Consider the following 17,949-nt stretch of genomic DNA (forward strand, 5'->3'; position numbering starts at 1 on the left):
CGTGGAATATACAGATCCTCAGAATTTTCTTAACCGCGAATGCACGTGGGTGAAATTTAATGAACGGGTATTGCGTGAATCGACGGTACCGTCGAATCCGCTCCTGGAACAGCTGAACTTTATTGCCATCAGTGCTTCCAATTTAGATGAATTTTTTATGATCCGCGTAGCCGGTGTTAAACACCTTGTCGAAAGTGAACTGGATCATCACGATATTGCCGGTATGACGCCGCAGGAACAGTTCGATGCAATCGAAACGATGGTACATGAACAAGTACACCAGCAGTATACGTATCTGCAGAGCCTGCGCCAGCGTCTGGCTAGTGAAGGCCTGCGTTTTGTTACGCCGGAAGAGCTGAATGAAGAAGAGTTTATGTGGCTTGAAAGCTACTTTGAACGGGAAATTTACCCGGTCGTCACGCCTATGGCTGTCGATCCGAGCCATCCCTTTCCCTTCCTCAGCAGCCTGAGCCTTAACCTGGCTGTTCTCCTGCGCCGCCGCGAAGGGGATGACAGCGTAAAGACAGCTATCCTGCCGGTGCCGTCGCCTGTACTGGACCGCATCATCGCCGTACCTGTGCAGGATGGCACACGGGAAAAGCGCTTCCTCTTTTTGGAAGACATCCTCAGCACCTTTGCCGAACGGTTTTTCCTGGGTTGCGAGATCCTGGAGACGACGCCTTTCCGCGTAACTCGTGATGCAGATTTGGACATCGATGACGACGCAGAAGATCTGCTGGCCGAAGTAGTCAAGTCTTTGAAAAAGCGCAGAAAAGGCGCCGCTGTCCGCCTGGAACTGCATGAAGCAGCAAGCCGTATGGTACGGAGCCTCCTCATGACAGAGTTGCAGCTCGAAGAAAAGGACGTTTATACCATTCCCGGCCCGTTAGATCTGAAGGTCTTTTTCTCTTTTACGGGCATTAAAGGGTATGATTATCTGCGTTATCCGCCGGCCTTCCCTCAGCCGTCATGGGAGCTGGGCAAATCAGAGGCACCGGATCTGTGGAGTGCCATTGCAGAAAATGATATTATGGTACACCATCCGTACGAAACCTTTGATACGGTAGAAGAATTTATCCGTCAGGCTGCAACGGACCCGAATGTCCTGGCTATTAAACAGACCTTATACCGTGTAAGCAGTAAGTCCCTGATTATTGCCGCTCTGGCCCAGGCTGCGGAAAACGGCAAGCAGGTCACGGTTCTCATGGAAGTGAAGGCCCGCTTTGATGAAGAAAACAACATTCACATGGCGGCCAAGCTGGAAAAAGCCGGCTGCCACGTTATCTATGGTATTATGGGCCTGAAGACCCATTCGAAGATTACCCTCGTTGTACGCCGCGAAGAAGACGGCATCCGCCGTTACGTCCATTTGGCAACAGGCAACTATAACGGTAAGACCGCCCGTATCTATACAGACGTAGGCGTTTTTACAGCGAATACGCTCATCGGCGTGGACGCATCGGCTTTCTTCAATCTCCTGTCAGGATATTCCGATTCACCCCAATGGAATAAGCTCGCCGTGGCGCCTATTAACCTGCGCGAACGGATTTATGAAGAAATTGATCGGGAAATCGCCTGGGCCAAAGCCGGAAAAAAGGCTTCCATTACAGCTAAGATGAACTCCCTCCTCGATAAGGAAGTCATTGCCAAGCTCTATGAAGCGTCTCAGGCCGGTGTTCATATCCGCCTGATTGTGCGTGGCATTTGTGTCCTCCGTCCCGGCGTGCCAGGGCTGAGTGAAAATATTGAAGTCCATAGCGTCGTCGGCCGTTACCTAGAACACAGCCGTCTCTTCTGCTTCCACAATAACGGCAAGGAAGACGTCTTCATTTCTTCGGCAGACTGGATGCCCCGTAACCTGAATGAACGGGTAGAGCTTATGATTCCTATCGAATATAAGCCCCATAAGGAACGGATCAAGAAAATTCTGTCGTTGTATTTCAAGGATAACGTCAAGGCCTATGCCATGAACAGTGACGGCACCTACCGGTATTTCTCGGACAGCCGCCAGGGCGAAGCCATTCACTCACAAAAGCAGCTGCAGGAAATGGCCGAAGCCCATACGCGGGAACTGCGCGAACTGGGCCTGAAAAGACAAATAAAGGGCCTCTAAACGGTCTAAATGTTACAATTTTGACACAAATCCTGCCTAAAATAGGCCTTGTTTTGACATTCACTCCCACTTCTGATAAAATCGAGGGATAAGGTGTTTGGTCAGAATAAGGAGGAATGGCATGGGAAAACGCATATCCCGGCGCATAACGAGCATGTATGTGACCTTGATCGTACTGCTCGTAGCTGTCTCCCTGGCAGGCTTCGTCGATCGCGGCAAGTCTGTCACGATTGATGCGGATGGTCATGCGCAGACTGTATATACGCACGCTGTGAACGCCAAAGCGCTCATGCGGGAAAATAATATTACTCTCGGGCCGGACGATGAAGTCGTCTTGTCCACAGAAAAGCTGCAGGATGGCACGCTGGCCATAGTACGCCGTGCTGTGCCTGTAACGATTGAATTCCGGAATCAAAAGAAAACCCTTGCGACAGCTAAACAGACTGTAGGTGAAGCTGTTGTACAGGCCGGGTATGATGCAGAAAACTACCGGGCCTACGGTGATGTCAAGGCGCCGGTCAAGTCCGGCATGACCATTAAGGTCGGTGCTTTGTCGCGTAAGGAAATTACAGAAGATGAAGTCGTTCCCTTCGCAATCGAAAGTATTCCGGACGAAACGCTGGGCCAAGGAGAAGAAAAGGTCCTCCAAGAAGGGGTTAACGGCCGGAAGACCGTCAAGACCAACCTCGTCAGCCTGGACGGACAGGTCATTGGCAAGGAACCCATCTCGACGACCCTCGTCACAGAAATGCAGCCTCTCATCCGCCACGTAGGCACGAAGGAAACGGTAGAAATCAACACGGGCACCATTTCCAAATACAAAGCCGTCTATACCATGGTGGCTACAGCGTATTTGCCAACCGATGGCGATGGCCGGGGCATTACGAAGATGGGAACGCGCGCCCGCTACGGCGAAATTGCCGTCGATCCGAACGTCATTCCCCTCGGTACGACCGTTTACATTCCCGGCTACGGTGTGGCCCGGGCAGAAGATACAGGCAGTGATATCTTAGGTAACCGCGTCGATCTGTGCATGCTCGACTATAACCAGTGCATGCAATTCGGCCGCAAAACCGTTCTCGTCTACATCCTCGAATGATGATACACAAAAAGAGCAGTCCAAAAAGGGACTGCTCTTTTTTGTTACAGAACTATACCACAAGGCCGGCTCATCACATGTCCCGCCGTACGAAATTCGTGAAGATGCCTTTTTCTTCCTGCGGATAGGGAATACCGGCTTTTTTTCCGGCCTCGATGGCCCGGACAAGCCAGATCATGTTGCGGGCCAGGTTGCGCATGGTCTGGAGGCCTTCCTGGTCCTGTGGCGCATCGGCGGAGTCGTAGCCGTGGACCATATTCCAATAGGTCGAACCGACGACGGGCATGGCGGTCAGGCCGAAATATTTGTTCAGCCCATCGAGCGCCGCCGTCGTGCCGCCCCGGCGCCCAACAGCAATGGCTGCGGCGGGTTTGAAGCGGAACGGCTCGTAGTCCTTGGGGAAGCGGCTGAAGAAGGCCCGGTCCATGAAAGAGTAGATACGGCCGCTGGGATGGGCGAAATAGACAGGCGATGCAAAGATGAAGGCGTCGGCAGTTTTCGCCTTTTCTACGAACTTGTTGACGCCGTCGTCTTTGATGACGCAGCCGTCATGGGTCTGGCAATAGCCGCACTGGAGACAATCCCGCAAAGGCTGGGCGCCAGTCTGGAAGACTTCCGTTTCCACACCTTCGGCGTCAAAGATATGGATCATTTCCTCAATAGCCCGCATGGTCGTGCCATGGACGTGGCTGCTGCCGTTTAAGAATAATACGTTCATAGCATTTCCTCCTAGTATAGTCCGGTCTTTACGTGCGGTACATAAGGCGCTTCGAGAGAGGCGATTTCGTCTGCGTCGAGCCTGATATCCAAGGCGCTGACGGCTTCTTCGATGTGGGCGACGCTGGTACAGCCGACGATGGGCGCTGTGATGCAGGGCTTAGAGAGCATCCACGCCAGGGATTCCTGAGCCATAGAGCGGCCGTGGGCCTTGGCTACGTGTTCCAGGTTGTCGACGACGACCTTATCCTGCACATCCGTCGCACTCCAGACCATAGGCGAAACTTCGTCGATTTTTGTCCGGCTCGTGACGGTGCCCCAGGGATGGGCGCAGCGGCCGGCAGCCAGGGGACTCCAGGGCACGACAGCCAGCTTCCGGTCCTGGCACAGAGGCAGAATTTCCCGTTCTTCTTCGCGGTAGATGAGATTATACTGCGGCTGGAGCGACGCAAATTTCGTCCAATTGTGGACTTCGGCTATATTCTGGAGCCGTTCGAGCTGCCAGGCGAAGATGGTTGACGCGCCGATGTAGCGGGCCTTGCCGCTTTTGACGACGTCGTGGAGGGCTTCCATGATTTCTTCCATGGGCGTGTTCGGGTCGAGGCGGTGAATCTGATAGACATCGACGTAATCGAGACCTAAGCGTTCCAGGCTGTGGTCGATTTCGGCCATGATATTCTTCCGCGACAGGCCGCCGCCGTTGGGATGACCGGGACGCATGTCGAAGTTGACCTTCGTAGCGACGACAATTTCATCGCGGTCGAGACCGAACTCCCGGATATAGCGGCCCGTGTTTTCTTCACTCGAACCCATTTGGTAGACGTTAGCCGTATCAAAGTAATTGATGCCCAGCTCGATAGCCCGGCGGAAGATCGGTTTCCCTGCTTCATAGTCAAGGGCCCACGGGAAGACCCCGTTTTCCTTGCCTGGCTTGCCAAAGCTCATCATACCGAGACAAATACGGGACACATCCATACCAGTATTGCCGAATTTTACATATTCCATTTTCTTTTTCTCCTTTTTTAGGTCCGCTCTCTCAGGACCAATATAGCTTGTCAAGTATGCTCATCCAAGCTACAATGAGCACATATAATAAAGCAGTGAGGTGAAGCACCATGAACACACGGCAAATGGCGTATATTATTGAGCTGGCCCAGACGGAAAATTTCAACAGAGCTGCCGAAAACCTTTACATTTCCCAGCCGACTCTGACGTATCAGATCAAACTCGTCGAGGGGGAAATCGGCTTTCGCATTTTCGACCGCTCCGGCCGGGGCGCTACGCTCACGCCGGCTGGGGAGCAGTTCGTGACGACGCTTAGAAATATCATGACAGAGCTATCCATGGCTATCGAGCAGGGCCAAAATTTTGCCAGCCAATACCAGGAAAATATCCGCATCGTCGTGCCTATCCGCTCGGCCATCTATTTCCTGCCCGACGCCATTGCGCGCTTTGAGGCAGAGCAGCCGGGGCTATCTGTGACGCCGGGGTTTGACTGGCACCACGGCCTCGACGCCTTCCTCAAGGGGGAGTACGATATGTGCTTTGCCTTTCAGGGCGACGTGCGCCATGTGCCGGATATTGAGCTGCATCCTTTGTTCGATAGCAGAATCTATCTCGTCACACGGACCGATGACCCGTTGGCTCAAAAGGATATCATCCATACAGAAGACCTGAATGGCCACACCCTCATGGTGGGCGGCCCGTCCCAGGAGCCGCTGCGCATCGTCCAGCGCCGGGTCATCGCCGAGACAAACTGCCATTATTTCAACAGCGAAAGCCACGACATGTCCCTTACCTACGTCGCTGCCAAACGGGGCATCGTCCTCTCACCGGGCTTTCTCAACGATCACACAGGAGCCTTTGCCTGGACGCCCTTTGCCTGCGAGGAGACCATCCCCTGCGTCGTCTGTACGCACAAGGAGGACCACCGGGAAAGCATCCACCAATTCCTGTCCCTCCTGCGCTCCCTATACGCTGCCAGGCCGGATTTTCCCTGCTGAGATGGCGCTATGAGTCACTGATTTCCTTGCCCCAGGCCTGAATCCGTCCCTTTTCCTGTTCTACGTCTGCGCCATGGACTGCCAGACCATCGACGACGCTTGCGCCAGGGCAGGATTGTTGCAAGTCCCGCATGACGTGGCCCAGGCCGGAGCCTTCGTGGGTCATTAGGACATACACGTCCTTGCCGGAAAGATCCAGCGCTTCCAGCTGTGTAAAGACGAACATCGGAAAAGTTCCCCACCAGCAGGGACCGGCGACGATAATCCGCTCATAAGCCGCTACGTCCGTAAGCATTTTCGTAAGGCCAGGACGAGCCTGGTCCTTTTCTTCCGCCAGGGCCTCTTGTGTACACGTCGTGTAATCCTTGCTATAGGCACGCAACGGTTCCAGTGGGAAGACATCTGCGCCTGTAGCTTCCTCGAGATACGTGACCGCCTTTGCCGTCTGGCCTACAGGTAAGGAAACGATTTGGCCGTTTACGTAATTTTCCCCGGCCCGGGAGTAATAGATGATCAAAGTCTTTGCCATAAGTGATACCTCCTTTGTACACGTCCATTGTACGTGAGAAATGGCGAATAATCCAATTAAAATAGCGTATTATCGATTGAAAAATTAAATTACACAATATAAAATAATGAAATCAGGTTCCCATCAGAGCCCGGCCTTTTTTCGTCATGGCTCATATCTGATATATTGACGGCTGTCGACGCTACTTAGCGATGGAACGGGATAGTGTCCCAACGTGCTGGAAGGGCGAACCTCTGCGCAGCCTGATGCGGTCTGTCCCTGAGAGGCTTATTTGTGAATCATGTGGGACGGCCCTGGTCACTGTCTGTTATTATAGGTTTATAAAGAGGAGCGCAGAAAAAAAAGAGGCCCTGTTTGGACAGGACCTCTTACATGTGCGAGCAGGTTGTTATTTGGCTGCTTCGGCAACGGGAACGAATACTTCCGGTTCCTTGCGGCGCAGTTCTTCGTATTTTTCTTCGGCAGCTTTTAAATCGTCTGTAGAGTGGACGTTGAAGAAAATAGCGTCTTCTTCCTTATCCTTACGGACGGCGACTTGAACCAGGTCGATCTGTGGGAAGAACGAGTGGAGGAGATGTTCTCCTTCATCAATCTTTTCACGCATGAGCGGTAAAACGCGGCGGTTATAGACGGCGTGGAGACAGATGTCTGTTCCATCCTGTACCGGTACGACGACGTCAGCCATTTGGATATGGTAGGCCATCTTGTTGATCATAGGAATGGAAATAAAAGGCATGTTAACGCCGATAACGAAGATGTTTTCCGCATCGGTATACTGGAAGGCCGTAGCTACAGCACCGAGTGTCTGGGCTCCCTTATAGGCTTCTTCTACGATAAACATATCCTTAGCTGCCGGCAAGGCGCTGAGCTGTTTCTTGTCATCGGTTACGACGATTGGCGATTTATCGAAGGTAAAGTTCAAAATCGTGTGAATCGTTTCAAGCAGCGTACCGCCTTCGAATTCGACGAGGGCTTTGCCGTTATAGCCGACGCCGGAGTCTTCCCCGCCAGCCAGGATGACCGGCTGGAGTTTGTCTAAATATTCATACATACGAATTCCTCCTCTTGATGCAGACCGGTCACAAGGGCCGCCCGTACATACAGTTACTTTAAACTGTTCCTTAAAATTACTTTTATCATAACATAAATGCAATTATTAATCCATAAAAGCTTCTATTTTTTCTTTCTCTACATAGATATGCCCGCGAGCTATGAGCCGCTTTGAGGCATATGTTTGCCTCACTGGAAAGAAAGAGAAAAAAGGCCTTGTCTGTCAATTGCTCTTATGCTATAATGTTAAAGGTTTAAATTACACACGCACCGTCGAGCTTGCAGCTGTGCCGTTTGCGCGGTTTTAGCAAGTGATGACCGGGCGGAGGTCCAAAAAACAGGAGGAATTACAATTATGGCAGTAGTATCTATGAAACAATTATTGGAAGCAGGCGTACATTTCGGTCACCAGACCCGTCGTTGGAACCCTAAGATGGCTCGTTTCATCTTCACGGAACGTAACGGCATCTACATCATCGACCTGCAGAAGACGGTTAAGAAAGTTGACGAAGCGTATAACTTCGCCCGCGATCTCGCTGCTGAAGGCGGCAAAATTCTCTTCGTAGGCACGAAGAAACAGGCTCAGGAATCCATTAAGAGCGAAGCTGAACGTTGCAACCAGTACTTCGTAAACGAACGTTGGCTCGGCGGCATGCTCACCAACTTCCAGACCATTGAAAAACGTGTAAAACGCCTGAAAGCTTTGGAAAAACAGGCTGAAGACGGCACATTCGAATTGTTGCCGAAGAAGGAAGTAACCCTTCTCAAACACGAAATGGAAAAACTGCAGAAATACCTCGGCGGTATCAAAGACATGAAGAAGCTCCCGGATGCTCTCTTCATCATCGATCCGAAGAAGGAAGAAATTGCTGTTAAAGAAGCTCGCAAACTGAACATCCCCATTATCGCTACGGTTGATACCAACTGCGATCCCGATGTTATCGACTACCCGATCCCGGCTAACGATGACGCTATCCGCGCCGTTAAGCTCCTTACAGGCAAAATTGCTGACGCTGTTCTCGAAGGCAACCAGGGCGAACAGACTGAAGAAGCTGCACCGGCTGAAGAAGCTACGGAAGCAGCAGCTGAATAATCTGCAGCTCCTTGAGAATTAAATGATAAGCGTAAAGGTAAGGAGTGTCACTCATTCCTTACCTTTATTAGACTATAGGGCCATACAGACGGGCCCAATGAAACAGGCTATTAAAAACTTTATTGTATAATACAGTTAATTTTAGGAGGAATTTGTAATGGCTATTACAGCAAGCATGGTAAAAGATTTGAGAACAAAAACTGGCGCTGGCATGATGGATTGCAAAAAAGCACTGGCTGCCGTCGACGGTGATATGGACAAAGCAGTAGACTACTTGCGTGAAAAGGGCCTCGCTGCCGCTGCTAAAAAAGCATCCCGTATCGCTGCTGAAGGTCTCGTATATTCTTATATCCATGGCAACGGCCGTATTGGCGTACTCGTAGAAGTAAACTGCGAAACAGACTTCGTTGCTCAGACAGACGACTTCAAAAACCTCTGCAAAGATATTGCTATGCAGATCGCTGCTGCTAAACCGGCTTATCTGATGAGAGAAGAAGTTCCTGAAGAAGTTCTCGAACACGAAAAAGAAGTTCTCCGTCAGCAGGCTCTGAACGAAGGCAAACCGGAAAAGATCGTTGAAAAGATGATCGTTGGCCGTATCGAAAAATTCTACAAAGAAAACTGCCTCCTCGACCAGGAATTCATCAAAGATGGCGACAAGACGATTTCCCAGGTTATCAACGAACACATTGCTAAGATCGGTGAAAAGATCGACATCCGCCGTTATACCCGTTATGAACTCGGCGAAGGTTTACAGAAACGCAACGATGACTTTGTTTCTGAAGTAATGGCACAGGCTAAATAAGCTAAATACGATTCCCATAAGAGAACACTTGCTTTTTTGTGTTCTCTTATTTTCTAACAGGAGGCCATGATGGATAGAAATTTTAAGCGCGTCGTTTTGAAATTAAGTGGTGAAGCCCTGGCAGGCAAACAGGGCTATGGTATTGATCCGGCTACGGTTGATGCCATTGCCAAACAGGTAGTAGAAGTAGCAAATACCGGCATTCAGTTGGCCATCGTCGTAGGCGGCGGCAATATCTGGCGCGGTCTTTCGGACAATGCCCAAGGTATGGACCGCGTATCGGCTGACTATATGGGCATGCTGGCTACGGTCATGAACGCCTTAGCCTTGCAAAGTGCCATTGAAAAGAATGGTGTCGTTACGCGTGTACAGACAGCTATTAACATGCAACAGGTAGCAGAACCGTACATCCGTCGCCGTGCCATTCGCCATATGGAAAAAGGCCGCGTCGTCATTTTTGGTGCCGGCACGGGCAATCCCTATTTCTCTACGGATACGACAGCTGCCTTGCGCGCTGCTGAAATCGATGCAAATGCCATCTTAATGGCGAAAAACGGCGTAGATGGCGTCTATGACAGCGATCCGAAGGTTAACCCGGACGCTAAGATGTATACGCACCTTTCGTACCTCGATGTAATCCAGAAACAGCTTGGCGTCATGGATAACACGGCTACGACGCTGTGCATGAATAACAATATCCCTATCGTCGTCTTCAATATTGATACAGAAGGCAGTATTATCGCAGCTTGCACAGGAAAAGAAATCGGCACGCTGGTCGACAAAGAAGGCTAAAAGCTGTATCATATACGTATACATTATAAATACTTTAAAGGAAGTGATCTTTCATGGACGTACAAACGCTGACAGCAGAGCATGAAGAAAAGATGAACAAATGTATAGAAGCACTGAAACGGGATCTCGCTTCTATCCGCACAGGCCGTGCCAGCACGAGCCTCCTCGACCGTGTTTCCGTAGATTACTATGGTACGCCGACACCGGTCAATCAGGTAGCTAACGTTTCTGCACCGGAACCGCGCCTCATTACGATTGCACCGTGGGACCGCAGCATGTTGAAAGAAATTGAAAAAGCTATCCTCAAATCGGATTTGGGCCTCAACCCGAACAACGATGGCACTATTATCCGCCTGGAAATTCCGCAGCTTACAGAAGAACGCCGCAAAGACCTGAGCAAAATGGTCAGCAAGCATGCAGAAGAAGCCAAAGTCGTCATCCGTAACATCCGTCGCGATGCCAACGATACGTTGAAGAAGATGGAAAAGAAAAAGGAAATTACGGAAGACGAAAATAAAGAAACACAGACCAAGATCCAGAAAATGACGGATCAGAAGATCAAAGACATTGATGCTCTGAAGGATAAGAAGACCAAAGAAGTTATGGAAGTATGATGGATATACGGAGTCTCATTGGCATGCCCTTAGGGTATGCCAAATCTGTATTAGAAGCAAACAAAATGGCCTACAGCGTGACACAGACTGTGTCACGCAGCCGTTTTTTTGCCTGTGATGAAACGGCAATTTACGTCATCAGGGCAACTGCGGCGGCTGATGGCTCCGTAGTGCTTCTCGTCAATTACAGTTTGAAAAAAAGTGACAGCGTCAGTGACGCCTTGTCGCACGGAGAATAATTCATGTTTGATACGTTTTTGAAAAAAAGGCCGTCCGGCCAGGACGCTGTTACGCCTAGTACTGATAGTGAAGTAACGGCAGACATGCTGGACCCTGACAATATTCCCCGTCACGTAGCGATCATTATGGACGGCAACGGCCGCTGGGCCAAGCGCCAGGGCAAGCCGCGTACATATGGTCATCACGCCGGCGCCGATACGCTGAAACGGATAGTCGTCGCTGCCGGGGAGCTGGGTATTCAAGTCCTTTCGGTATACGCGTTTTCCACAGAAAACTGGAAACGTCCGGAAACAGAAGTGACGTACATCATGAAATTGATGAACGAATACCTGAGTAAGAATCTGCTCGAACTGGATGAACACAATGTACGGCTTCATTTCCTCGGTGATTTGAGCCGCCTCCATCCGATTTTGCAAAAATCCTTTGCCGCAGCAGAAGAGAAGATGAAAAACAATACCGGTCTGGTTCTCAACGTGGCTGTCAATTACGGCGGCCGTATGGAACTGACCCGGGCAGCACGACGGCTGGCAGAAGACGTGCAGGCCGGCACGTTGCAGCCTGAAGATATTCAGGAAGATACGCTGGCTTCGTACCTTTATACGGCACCGGAAAATGACGTAGATCTCCTGATCCGTCCTGGCTCGGATAAACGGGTCAGCAATTTCCTGCTTTGGCAGCTTGCCTATGCGGAATTCTGGTATACCGATCTCTGCTGGCCTGACTTTACTAAAGAGACGCTCATCGAGGCTATTCTGTCCTTTCAGGGGCGGGAACGCCGCTTTGGCGGGTTAAAATAAGGCAGGTAAACGCACTATGTTGGCTAAACGAATCATTACAGGTATCGTCGGCGGTGGCCTGACGATCTTTATTATTTACGAAGGAAACTGGCTGTTCTTCCTTATGATGACGCTCCTGGCTCTCTTGGGCTGGTATGAATACGTACGCCTTTTGGCAGCCAAAAAGGCCAACCTGACGGAATATGCCGGCTATGTCTGGCTTATTTGCCTCTTCAGCGCCTGGTGGTTTGCCGGTATGAAGCTGCTCTTTCTCCTATGCGTTATCATGATGAGCTGGATTTTACTGCGTACGGTCATCCTGCACAAAAAGGTTTCCGTTACGGACAGTGCCTGCTCTTTATATGGGCTCTTGTATATTGGCGGTGGTTTCCTCGCCATGCTGGCCCTGCGCAACGGCATGCTCGGTTCTTATTTGACACCGCTTTTCCAGCACGTCATGCTGGAACCGTCGCGCTTTTTCGTCTTCCTCCTGGTCTTTTCTACATGGGCCAGCGATACCTTTGCCTTTGCTGTGGGTAAGTTTATGGGCAAGAACAAGCTTTGCCCCGAAATCAGCCCGGGCAAGACACAGGAAGGCGCCCTCGGTGGTTTTATTGGTACCATCGTTACGGCTTTGATTTTCTCTGCGATTTTTAAGTTTTCTTTGCTCCACGCGCTGGCCATTGGCCTGATTATCGCCATTATGGCACCGCTGGGGGACTTAATTGAATCGATCCTGAAACGGGCGTGCGGCGCCAAGGATTCGGGCAACATCATTCCCGGTCACGGCGGTATTCTCGACCGTTTTGACAGCCTGCTTTTTGCCGCACCGGCTGTCTATGCATATCTGCTTTTGATTGCATAACGCGGCAGGAAAGGTGTTTGTATATTGGGTATCACAATAGCAGCAACGATTTTTGTTTTTAGTTTGATCGTTTTTGTCCATGAATTTGGGCATTTCTTTACGGCTAAATTGTCCGGCATGCAAGTCGATGAATTCGCTATCGGCTTCGGACCCAAAATCTATAGTATTCAATATGGATCCACCTTGTATTCCTTGCGGGCTATTCCCTTAGGCGGCTTCAACCGTATTCAGGGGATGAGCGAGCAGGAAGAAATGAATGAAAGGTCGTTTTTGAAGAAAAAGGTACGCTACCGGCTCATCGTCATTGCTGCCGGTGCGGCCATGAACTTTATTCTGGCCATCGTCCTCATTTGGGGCGTCATGTTTACTGTCGGCAGTACGACCGTGTCTACAGAACCGGTTGTCGGTTCTATCGTAGATAATTCCGCTGCTGCCAACAGTGGCATGAAAGACGGCGACCGCATTGTTTCTATTGGCGGTACACCGATTCATGAATGGTCCGATATTTCTAAGGCTGTAGCAGAACATAGCCGCAGCGTCGTTACTGTCGTCGTAAACCGGGATGGCAAGGAACTCGATCTCGACATGGTTCCGAAGTATGATAACCAGTCGCGTCATTCTGTCATCGGTGTCGTACCGGTCATTACGAAGGAAACGCACAGCTTCTTTGATTCTGCTTATTTAGCTGTCGTGCGGACAGGCGAAATATGTAAGCTCATGATTACGGGCATGTATGGCATGATTGTCGGCACGGAAAAGGCTGATTTGGCCGGACCTATTGGCGTAGCCCAGCTGGCAGGCCAGATTGCGTCTGTAGGCTTTATCAACCTCTTGCTCTTCACGGCCTTCCTCAGTATCAACCTGGGTATCTTAAACCTCCTGCCTATTCCTATGCTTGATGGTGGCTACATTATCTTACTGCTTATTGAAGCCGTGACAGGACATAGAATGCCCCAAAAGGCGCTCTATTATATCCAGATTGTCGGTATGGTCCTTCTGGGCTTATTGTTCCTCTTTGCTATGGTACAGGACTTTAACCGTTTATTCTAAATTTGAGGTTTTGTAATTATGATCAAACGCAGAAACACACTGCCCGTTCAGGTTGGCAACGTTACCATTGGTGGTACGGCCCCTATTTCGGTGCAGACCATGTCTACAGTGAGCCCGGCCGATACGGCCAAGGCCATTGCCGATGCCCAGCGTTTGGCCGGCTTTGGCGCGGAAATCATCCGCTTTGCCGTCCCGGACATGGCTGCTGCCAAAGGGCTGAAAGACGTCGTCGCTGCGTCGCCTGTGCCCATCGTGGCAGATATACATTTTGACTACCGCCTGGCTCTGGCATCCGTCGATAGCGGGGTCCAGGCTTTGCGCATCAATCCGGGCAATATCGGTGGTGACGACAAGGTCGTCCAAGTCGTCGACAAGGTACGGCCCAAGAATATTCCCATCCGCATCGGTATCAACAGCGGCTCCTTACCGGCCGATATTCTGGCTGCGTACGGTGGTCATCCGACGGCAGAAGGCATGGTAGAAGGGGCTTTGCGGCATATCCGCATCCTGGAACGGATGGACTATCCGAACATGGTTATTTCCCTGAAATCATCACAGGTACCGCTCATGATCGAGGCGTATGAACGCCTGGCAGAACAGGTCCCGTATGCCCTGCACTTAGGCGTTACGGAAGCCGGCCTGATTCGCGAAGGCAGTATCAAATCGGCCATCGGTATTGGCACGCTTTTGTATGAAGGGATTGGCGATACAATCCGCGTTTCCCTCACGGATGATCCGGCAGAAGAAATCAAAGCCGGACAGACCATTCTCAGCTCCCTGGGGTTGCGTGAGTTTGGCCCGACTTTGGTCAGCTGTCCCACGTGCGGCCGCACGCAGGTCCAGCTCATTAGCCTGGCCAAACAGGTAGAAGAAGCACTCAAGGAGATTCAAAAGCCTCTCCACGTAGCTGTTATGGGCTGTGTCGTCAACGGTCCCGGAGAAGCACGGGAAGCCGATTTCGGTATTGCCGGCGGTAACGGCAAGGGCATCGTCTTTTCCCACGGTGAAGTATTGCGTACTGTGCCGGAAGACCAGCTCGTCGCCACGCTCTTGGAAGAAATCAAAAAATCCTTGTAACGACTCCGTTCGTATTGAAGCCGTGCCGAAACAGGTATATAATAAGTGAAAAGCATGGATATTGTAGAGGGAGCAAGCCTTGATAGAGGAAGCCCCGGTTCAAATCCGGGTCTATGCTACAAGGGATTGTGTAGAGGACAAGCAATTGTTTTTTGCACAATCCCTTTTTTGTATTGATATTTTTTCCTTTCCGTTATACAATATGATTAGTTAGCTAACTAATAAGGAGGGAAAAATCATGAAAATGGAAGTATTTCCTACGCAGGAAGAATTGGCAGAACATGCCAAGCTGATTCCGGAAATCGATCCCTTATCCGTCCTGGCCATGCTGCGCATTATCCAGGCGTCTGAGGAAATCCGGGCCAACATTGGCAATGTCATTGAGCGGGAATACCAGATTTCTGAAGGAAAGCTGCGTGTCCTCATCGTGCTGCACCAAAACCCGGACGGCATTGCCCCGTCGGTTTTGGCCGATAAGACCGGCGTCACCCGAGCGACGATCAGTGTCATGACGTCGCGTATGGCCCGGGATGGCCTGGTCGAAATCGAGAGCGACACAAAGGATAAACGGGGAAAGATACTACGCCTGAGTGAGCACGGCCGCGCCTATCTGAACCAAATCCTGCCCAATCACTATCTGCGCATTTCCCGCCTCATGGGTAAGCTCAACCGGGAGGAACAAGACGAAGTTATCCGCCTCCTGCAAAAGCTTACAACATGAGAGGAGTGAAGGGGTTGTCACGTGACTGAAATACACCCTTTAAAATGCACCCCTTTCGTCATGGAACTATCGTTCCATGACACTTCCCCCATTGGGGGCAGCCTTATTTCCTGCTTATTTAGTTAGCTGGCTAATTATACGAAAGAGGAAAAGACTATGAACATACAACCTAGAGCCATGAAAATCGGTATTTTATTCATTTGTGTCATTATCCTTGGCGGCATTTTGCTCATGTTCAAGGGCAACGATGCTTTAGCCCAGGCCATTCGCAAAAAAGACGGTATCCTTACGGCAGAGCAGGTAAAAGTATCCTTTGATTCTGTCAGCGGCCGGTTGATCAGTGAAAATGTAAAAGAAGCCCAGGAAGTAAAGAAAGGCGATATCCTCATGCAGCTAGACAGCACGGATACAGACCTTTCCATTCAAAAGACACAGGCCCAGATTGCCCAGCTGGACGCGCAAATCCGCTCTATGAATGGCACTATCCGCATTGGCTACAGCCAGACCGATACACAGCAGGAACAAAGCTATCGCGGCATCGATGCCCAGCGGGCTGCTGTCACTTCAGCTGAAGCAACGCTGCGTAACGCCCAAATCGACTACAACCGTAAGTCTGCGCTCCTCTCACAGGGCGCCATTTCCCGTCAGGATATGGATGACTCCCAGAAAGCGCTGGAAGTAGCCCAGGCGGCTCTGGAACAGCAAAAGCAGGCATTGTCCAAGCTCTTAGGCGGTGCCCAGGACAACGGCAACACGGATTCACTGCAGTTGCCGGAAATCGAAGAAGCCAGACAGACGAACGCCAACAAGAATAACGATGTCGATGCTCTCATTGCGCAAAAGAAACAGCTGGAAACTACGCTCCAGGAACTGTATGTACAAAAGGACCGTCTCACCCTGCGGGCACCGGAAGACGGCAAGGTTCTGAAGATTATCGCTAAGCAAGGGGAAATGATTACGGCTAATACGCCGGTTATTCTCCTCGAAAGCAAACGCTATTATTACGATATTTATGTCAGTGAAAAACAGGCTGCCCAGCTCCACGAAGGAGAAGAACTGACCGGTACCTCTGTCGCCACAGGTAACCCTGTACGCGGTACGATCCGCCTCATTACGCAGGCGCCGGAATTTGCTAATTTAAAGATGACCCGTGAAAAGGGCCAGGCCGACCTTTCGGCTTTCCAAATCCGTATCTACACGGATCCCGGCCAGGATATTATGCCGGGACTGACGATCGAGGTGAAAAATGATGCATTCTCTAAAGGATGAAATAGCCTTTCTCTTTTCGGGACGAGGTATGCCCTATGAAAAGGTCGCTATTATGGTTGCTGTCGTCTGCGCAGTTGTCTTTACGATACTATTGGGGAACAACACCATCCACAATGCGCCAGTCGCCATCATCGACAGGGATAATTCCCGCTATAGCCGGGAAATCATCGACGAAATCGACGCGTCGCCCTTCATTGACGTGAAAGATATCATTCATACGGCTGTATCGCCGGAATCACTCTTTTACAACGATCGGTACGTTGCCGTTATCTATTTACCTCAGGACCTGGAAAAAACGCGCTACGGGTCGCAGAGTGGCGCTATTGGCGTCTTTTATGATAATACGAGTACAGCCCAGTCGGCTGAAGTCATGGAGGCCCTCAACGAAATTGTAGCCGCTGAAAATGCCAAGCTCTCTGGCACGGAAGGAAGCCGTGTCGAGTCCGGTATTTCTTTGCGGGACCGGCTCCTCTTTAACCCACAAGGATCGGCAGCAAATAATGGTGAAGTCCAGGGCTTCCTCTTTTTCTTCTCGTCTATGTTCTTTACCTTTGCTACCATCGGTATGGTGCCGCGCCTGCGCATGACGGGCCAGCTCCAGCATGAGCTCTTGCATGGCACCCCCTTTGGCATTCTCATCCGCCTCATTCCGTATTGCTTTTGTCTCATGACGGCCCTGGTCATCGGCATGGTCATTCTGCATTTCTTTAATGATATGAACTTTTCCGGCAGCTACGTCTTATTCCTGCTGACACAATGCTTTTACATTCCTGCCGTAGGTACGATGAGTCTCCTGTTTGGCTGGAATGCCGCGAATCCGGGCGTCGCGTCGAGCCGTATGATTCTCTTTATTCCAGGCGGCTTCATCCTTGGCGGTGCCACGAGCCCTATTGTCGAGCAGTCCTTATGGGTCCAGCACGTAGCCCACTTTTTCCCGCTCACATGGGAATACGAATTTACGCGGGACATCATCGTTCGTGGAGCCGGCTTCGGCGACATTGCCCAAACGCTGGGACAATTTTTATTGTATTTTGCTACGTTACTTATCGTCTTTTGCCTGGTCTTCCGCCATGCCCGTCAGGGCCTGCTAAAACAACAAGCCCAGGCAGTCGCCCATACGCAAGAGGAGGCATAAC

At 50.8% G+C, this 17,949-nt stretch carries 19 protein-coding genes; 15 read left to right on the forward strand and 4 right to left on the reverse strand.

What is annotated here, in order from left to right:
• The first annotated feature begins 1 nt into the window (after position 1).
• Positions 2 to 2,113, forward strand: a complete 2,112-nt coding sequence (ppk1, locus tag H8J70_RS04460; protein ID WP_186502660.1) for a polyphosphate kinase 1 — start codon at positions 2 to 4, stop codon at positions 2,111 to 2,113.
• A 121-nt stretch (positions 2,114 to 2,234) separates the two neighbouring features.
• The gene (locus tag H8J70_RS04465) at positions 2,235 to 3,212 is read left to right on the forward strand and encodes a resuscitation-promoting factor (protein WP_186502661.1); all 978 of its coding nucleotides are present in this window, start codon (positions 2,235 to 2,237) and stop codon (positions 3,210 to 3,212) included.
• Positions 3,213 to 3,285: 73 nt separating this feature from the next.
• Here H8J70_RS04465 and H8J70_RS04470 read toward each other — a convergent pair whose 3' ends face one another.
• Together H8J70_RS04470 and H8J70_RS04475 are read right to left on the reverse strand one after the other, a co-directional pair.
• Entirely contained in the window at positions 3,286 to 3,930 is a 645-nt protein-coding gene (locus H8J70_RS04470) for a flavodoxin family protein (protein ID WP_186502662.1), read from the reverse strand.
• A gap of 11 nt (positions 3,931 to 3,941) precedes the next feature.
• The gene (locus H8J70_RS04475; protein WP_186502663.1) at positions 3,942 to 4,934 is read right to left on the reverse strand and encodes an aldo/keto reductase; all 993 of its coding nucleotides are present in this window, start codon (positions 4,932 to 4,934) and stop codon (positions 3,942 to 3,944) included.
• A 110-nt stretch (positions 4,935 to 5,044) separates the two neighbouring features.
• On the opposite strand from H8J70_RS04475, the gene H8J70_RS04480 reads away from it, so the two are divergent.
• Positions 5,045 to 5,932 carry a LysR family transcriptional regulator gene (locus H8J70_RS04480; protein ID WP_186502664.1) on the forward strand — a complete coding sequence of 296 codons (888 nt, stop codon included), beginning with the start codon at positions 5,045 to 5,047 and terminating at the stop codon, positions 5,930 to 5,932.
• A 7-nt stretch (positions 5,933 to 5,939) separates the two neighbouring features.
• Here H8J70_RS04480 and H8J70_RS04485 read toward each other — a convergent pair whose 3' ends face one another.
• On the reverse strand, positions 5,940 to 6,461 hold the full coding sequence (locus H8J70_RS04485) for a flavodoxin (protein WP_186502665.1): 522 nt from the start codon (positions 6,459 to 6,461) through the stop codon (positions 5,940 to 5,942).
• Between the two features lie 388 nt (positions 6,462 to 6,849).
• Positions 6,850 to 7,512 (reverse strand): molybdenum cofactor guanylyltransferase, encoded by a 663-nt coding sequence (gene mobA / locus H8J70_RS04490; protein WP_186502666.1) that lies wholly within the window; start codon positions 7,510 to 7,512, stop codon positions 6,850 to 6,852.
• 354 nt (positions 7,513 to 7,866) lie between these two features.
• Between mobA and rpsB the strand changes: the two genes are divergently transcribed.
• The 12 genes from rpsB to H8J70_RS04550 all read left to right on the forward strand — a co-directional run bounded on the left by rpsB (position 7,867) and on the right by H8J70_RS04550 (position 17,948).
• A complete protein-coding gene (rpsB, locus tag H8J70_RS04495) occupies positions 7,867 to 8,604 on the forward strand; it encodes a 30S ribosomal protein S2 (RefSeq protein WP_186502667.1) in 738 nt (245 codons plus the stop codon).
• A 157-nt stretch (positions 8,605 to 8,761) separates the two neighbouring features.
• Complete coding sequence (gene tsf, locus H8J70_RS04500; protein ID WP_186502668.1) at positions 8,762 to 9,409, forward strand: translation elongation factor Ts; 648 nt, start codon at positions 8,762 to 8,764, stop codon at positions 9,407 to 9,409.
• A gap of 66 nt (positions 9,410 to 9,475) precedes the next feature.
• Positions 9,476 to 10,201: a UMP kinase gene (pyrH, locus tag H8J70_RS04505; protein WP_186502669.1), complete on the forward strand. Its 726-nt coding sequence runs from the start codon at positions 9,476 to 9,478 to the stop codon at positions 10,199 to 10,201.
• Between the two features lie 53 nt (positions 10,202 to 10,254).
• Positions 10,255 to 10,815, forward strand: coding sequence for a ribosome recycling factor (gene frr, locus H8J70_RS04510; RefSeq protein ID WP_186502670.1), 561 nt, complete (start codon positions 10,255 to 10,257; stop codon positions 10,813 to 10,815).
• Entirely contained in the window at positions 10,812 to 11,054 is a 243-nt protein-coding gene (locus H8J70_RS04515; RefSeq protein ID WP_246415264.1) for a hypothetical protein, read from the forward strand. Before frr ends, H8J70_RS04515 begins: the two co-directional genes overlap by 4 nt.
• A gap of 3 nt (positions 11,055 to 11,057) precedes the next feature.
• Complete coding sequence (gene uppS / locus H8J70_RS04520) at positions 11,058 to 11,852, forward strand: undecaprenyl pyrophosphate synthase (RefSeq protein ID WP_186502671.1); 795 nt, start codon at positions 11,058 to 11,060, stop codon at positions 11,850 to 11,852.
• A 16-nt stretch (positions 11,853 to 11,868) separates the two neighbouring features.
• Positions 11,869 to 12,696, forward strand: a complete 828-nt coding sequence (locus H8J70_RS04525) for a phosphatidate cytidylyltransferase (protein WP_186502672.1) — start codon at positions 11,869 to 11,871, stop codon at positions 12,694 to 12,696.
• A 24-nt stretch (positions 12,697 to 12,720) separates the two neighbouring features.
• Complete coding sequence (gene rseP, locus H8J70_RS04530; protein WP_186502673.1) at positions 12,721 to 13,746, forward strand: RIP metalloprotease RseP; 1,026 nt, start codon at positions 12,721 to 12,723, stop codon at positions 13,744 to 13,746.
• An 18-nt stretch (positions 13,747 to 13,764) separates the two neighbouring features.
• Positions 13,765 to 14,823: a flavodoxin-dependent (E)-4-hydroxy-3-methylbut-2-enyl-diphosphate synthase gene (gene ispG / locus H8J70_RS04535; protein WP_186502674.1), complete on the forward strand. Its 1,059-nt coding sequence runs from the start codon at positions 13,765 to 13,767 to the stop codon at positions 14,821 to 14,823.
• 238 nt (positions 14,824 to 15,061) lie between these two features.
• Complete coding sequence (locus H8J70_RS04540) at positions 15,062 to 15,544, forward strand: MarR family winged helix-turn-helix transcriptional regulator (protein ID WP_186502675.1); 483 nt, start codon at positions 15,062 to 15,064, stop codon at positions 15,542 to 15,544.
• 156 nt (positions 15,545 to 15,700) lie between these two features.
• Positions 15,701 to 16,813, forward strand: coding sequence for an HlyD family secretion protein (locus H8J70_RS04545; protein WP_186502676.1), 1,113 nt, complete (start codon positions 15,701 to 15,703; stop codon positions 16,811 to 16,813).
• Entirely contained in the window at positions 16,791 to 17,948 is a 1,158-nt protein-coding gene (locus tag H8J70_RS04550; RefSeq protein WP_246415265.1) for an ABC transporter permease, read from the forward strand. Before H8J70_RS04545 ends, H8J70_RS04550 begins: the two co-directional genes overlap by 23 nt.
• The last annotated feature ends 1 nt before the right edge of the window (position 17,949 follow it).

Origin of the sequence: Megasphaera hominis, from assembly GCF_014269395.1 — a bacterium.
GTDB lineage: Bacteria > Bacillota > Negativicutes > Veillonellales > Megasphaeraceae > Megasphaera > Megasphaera hominis.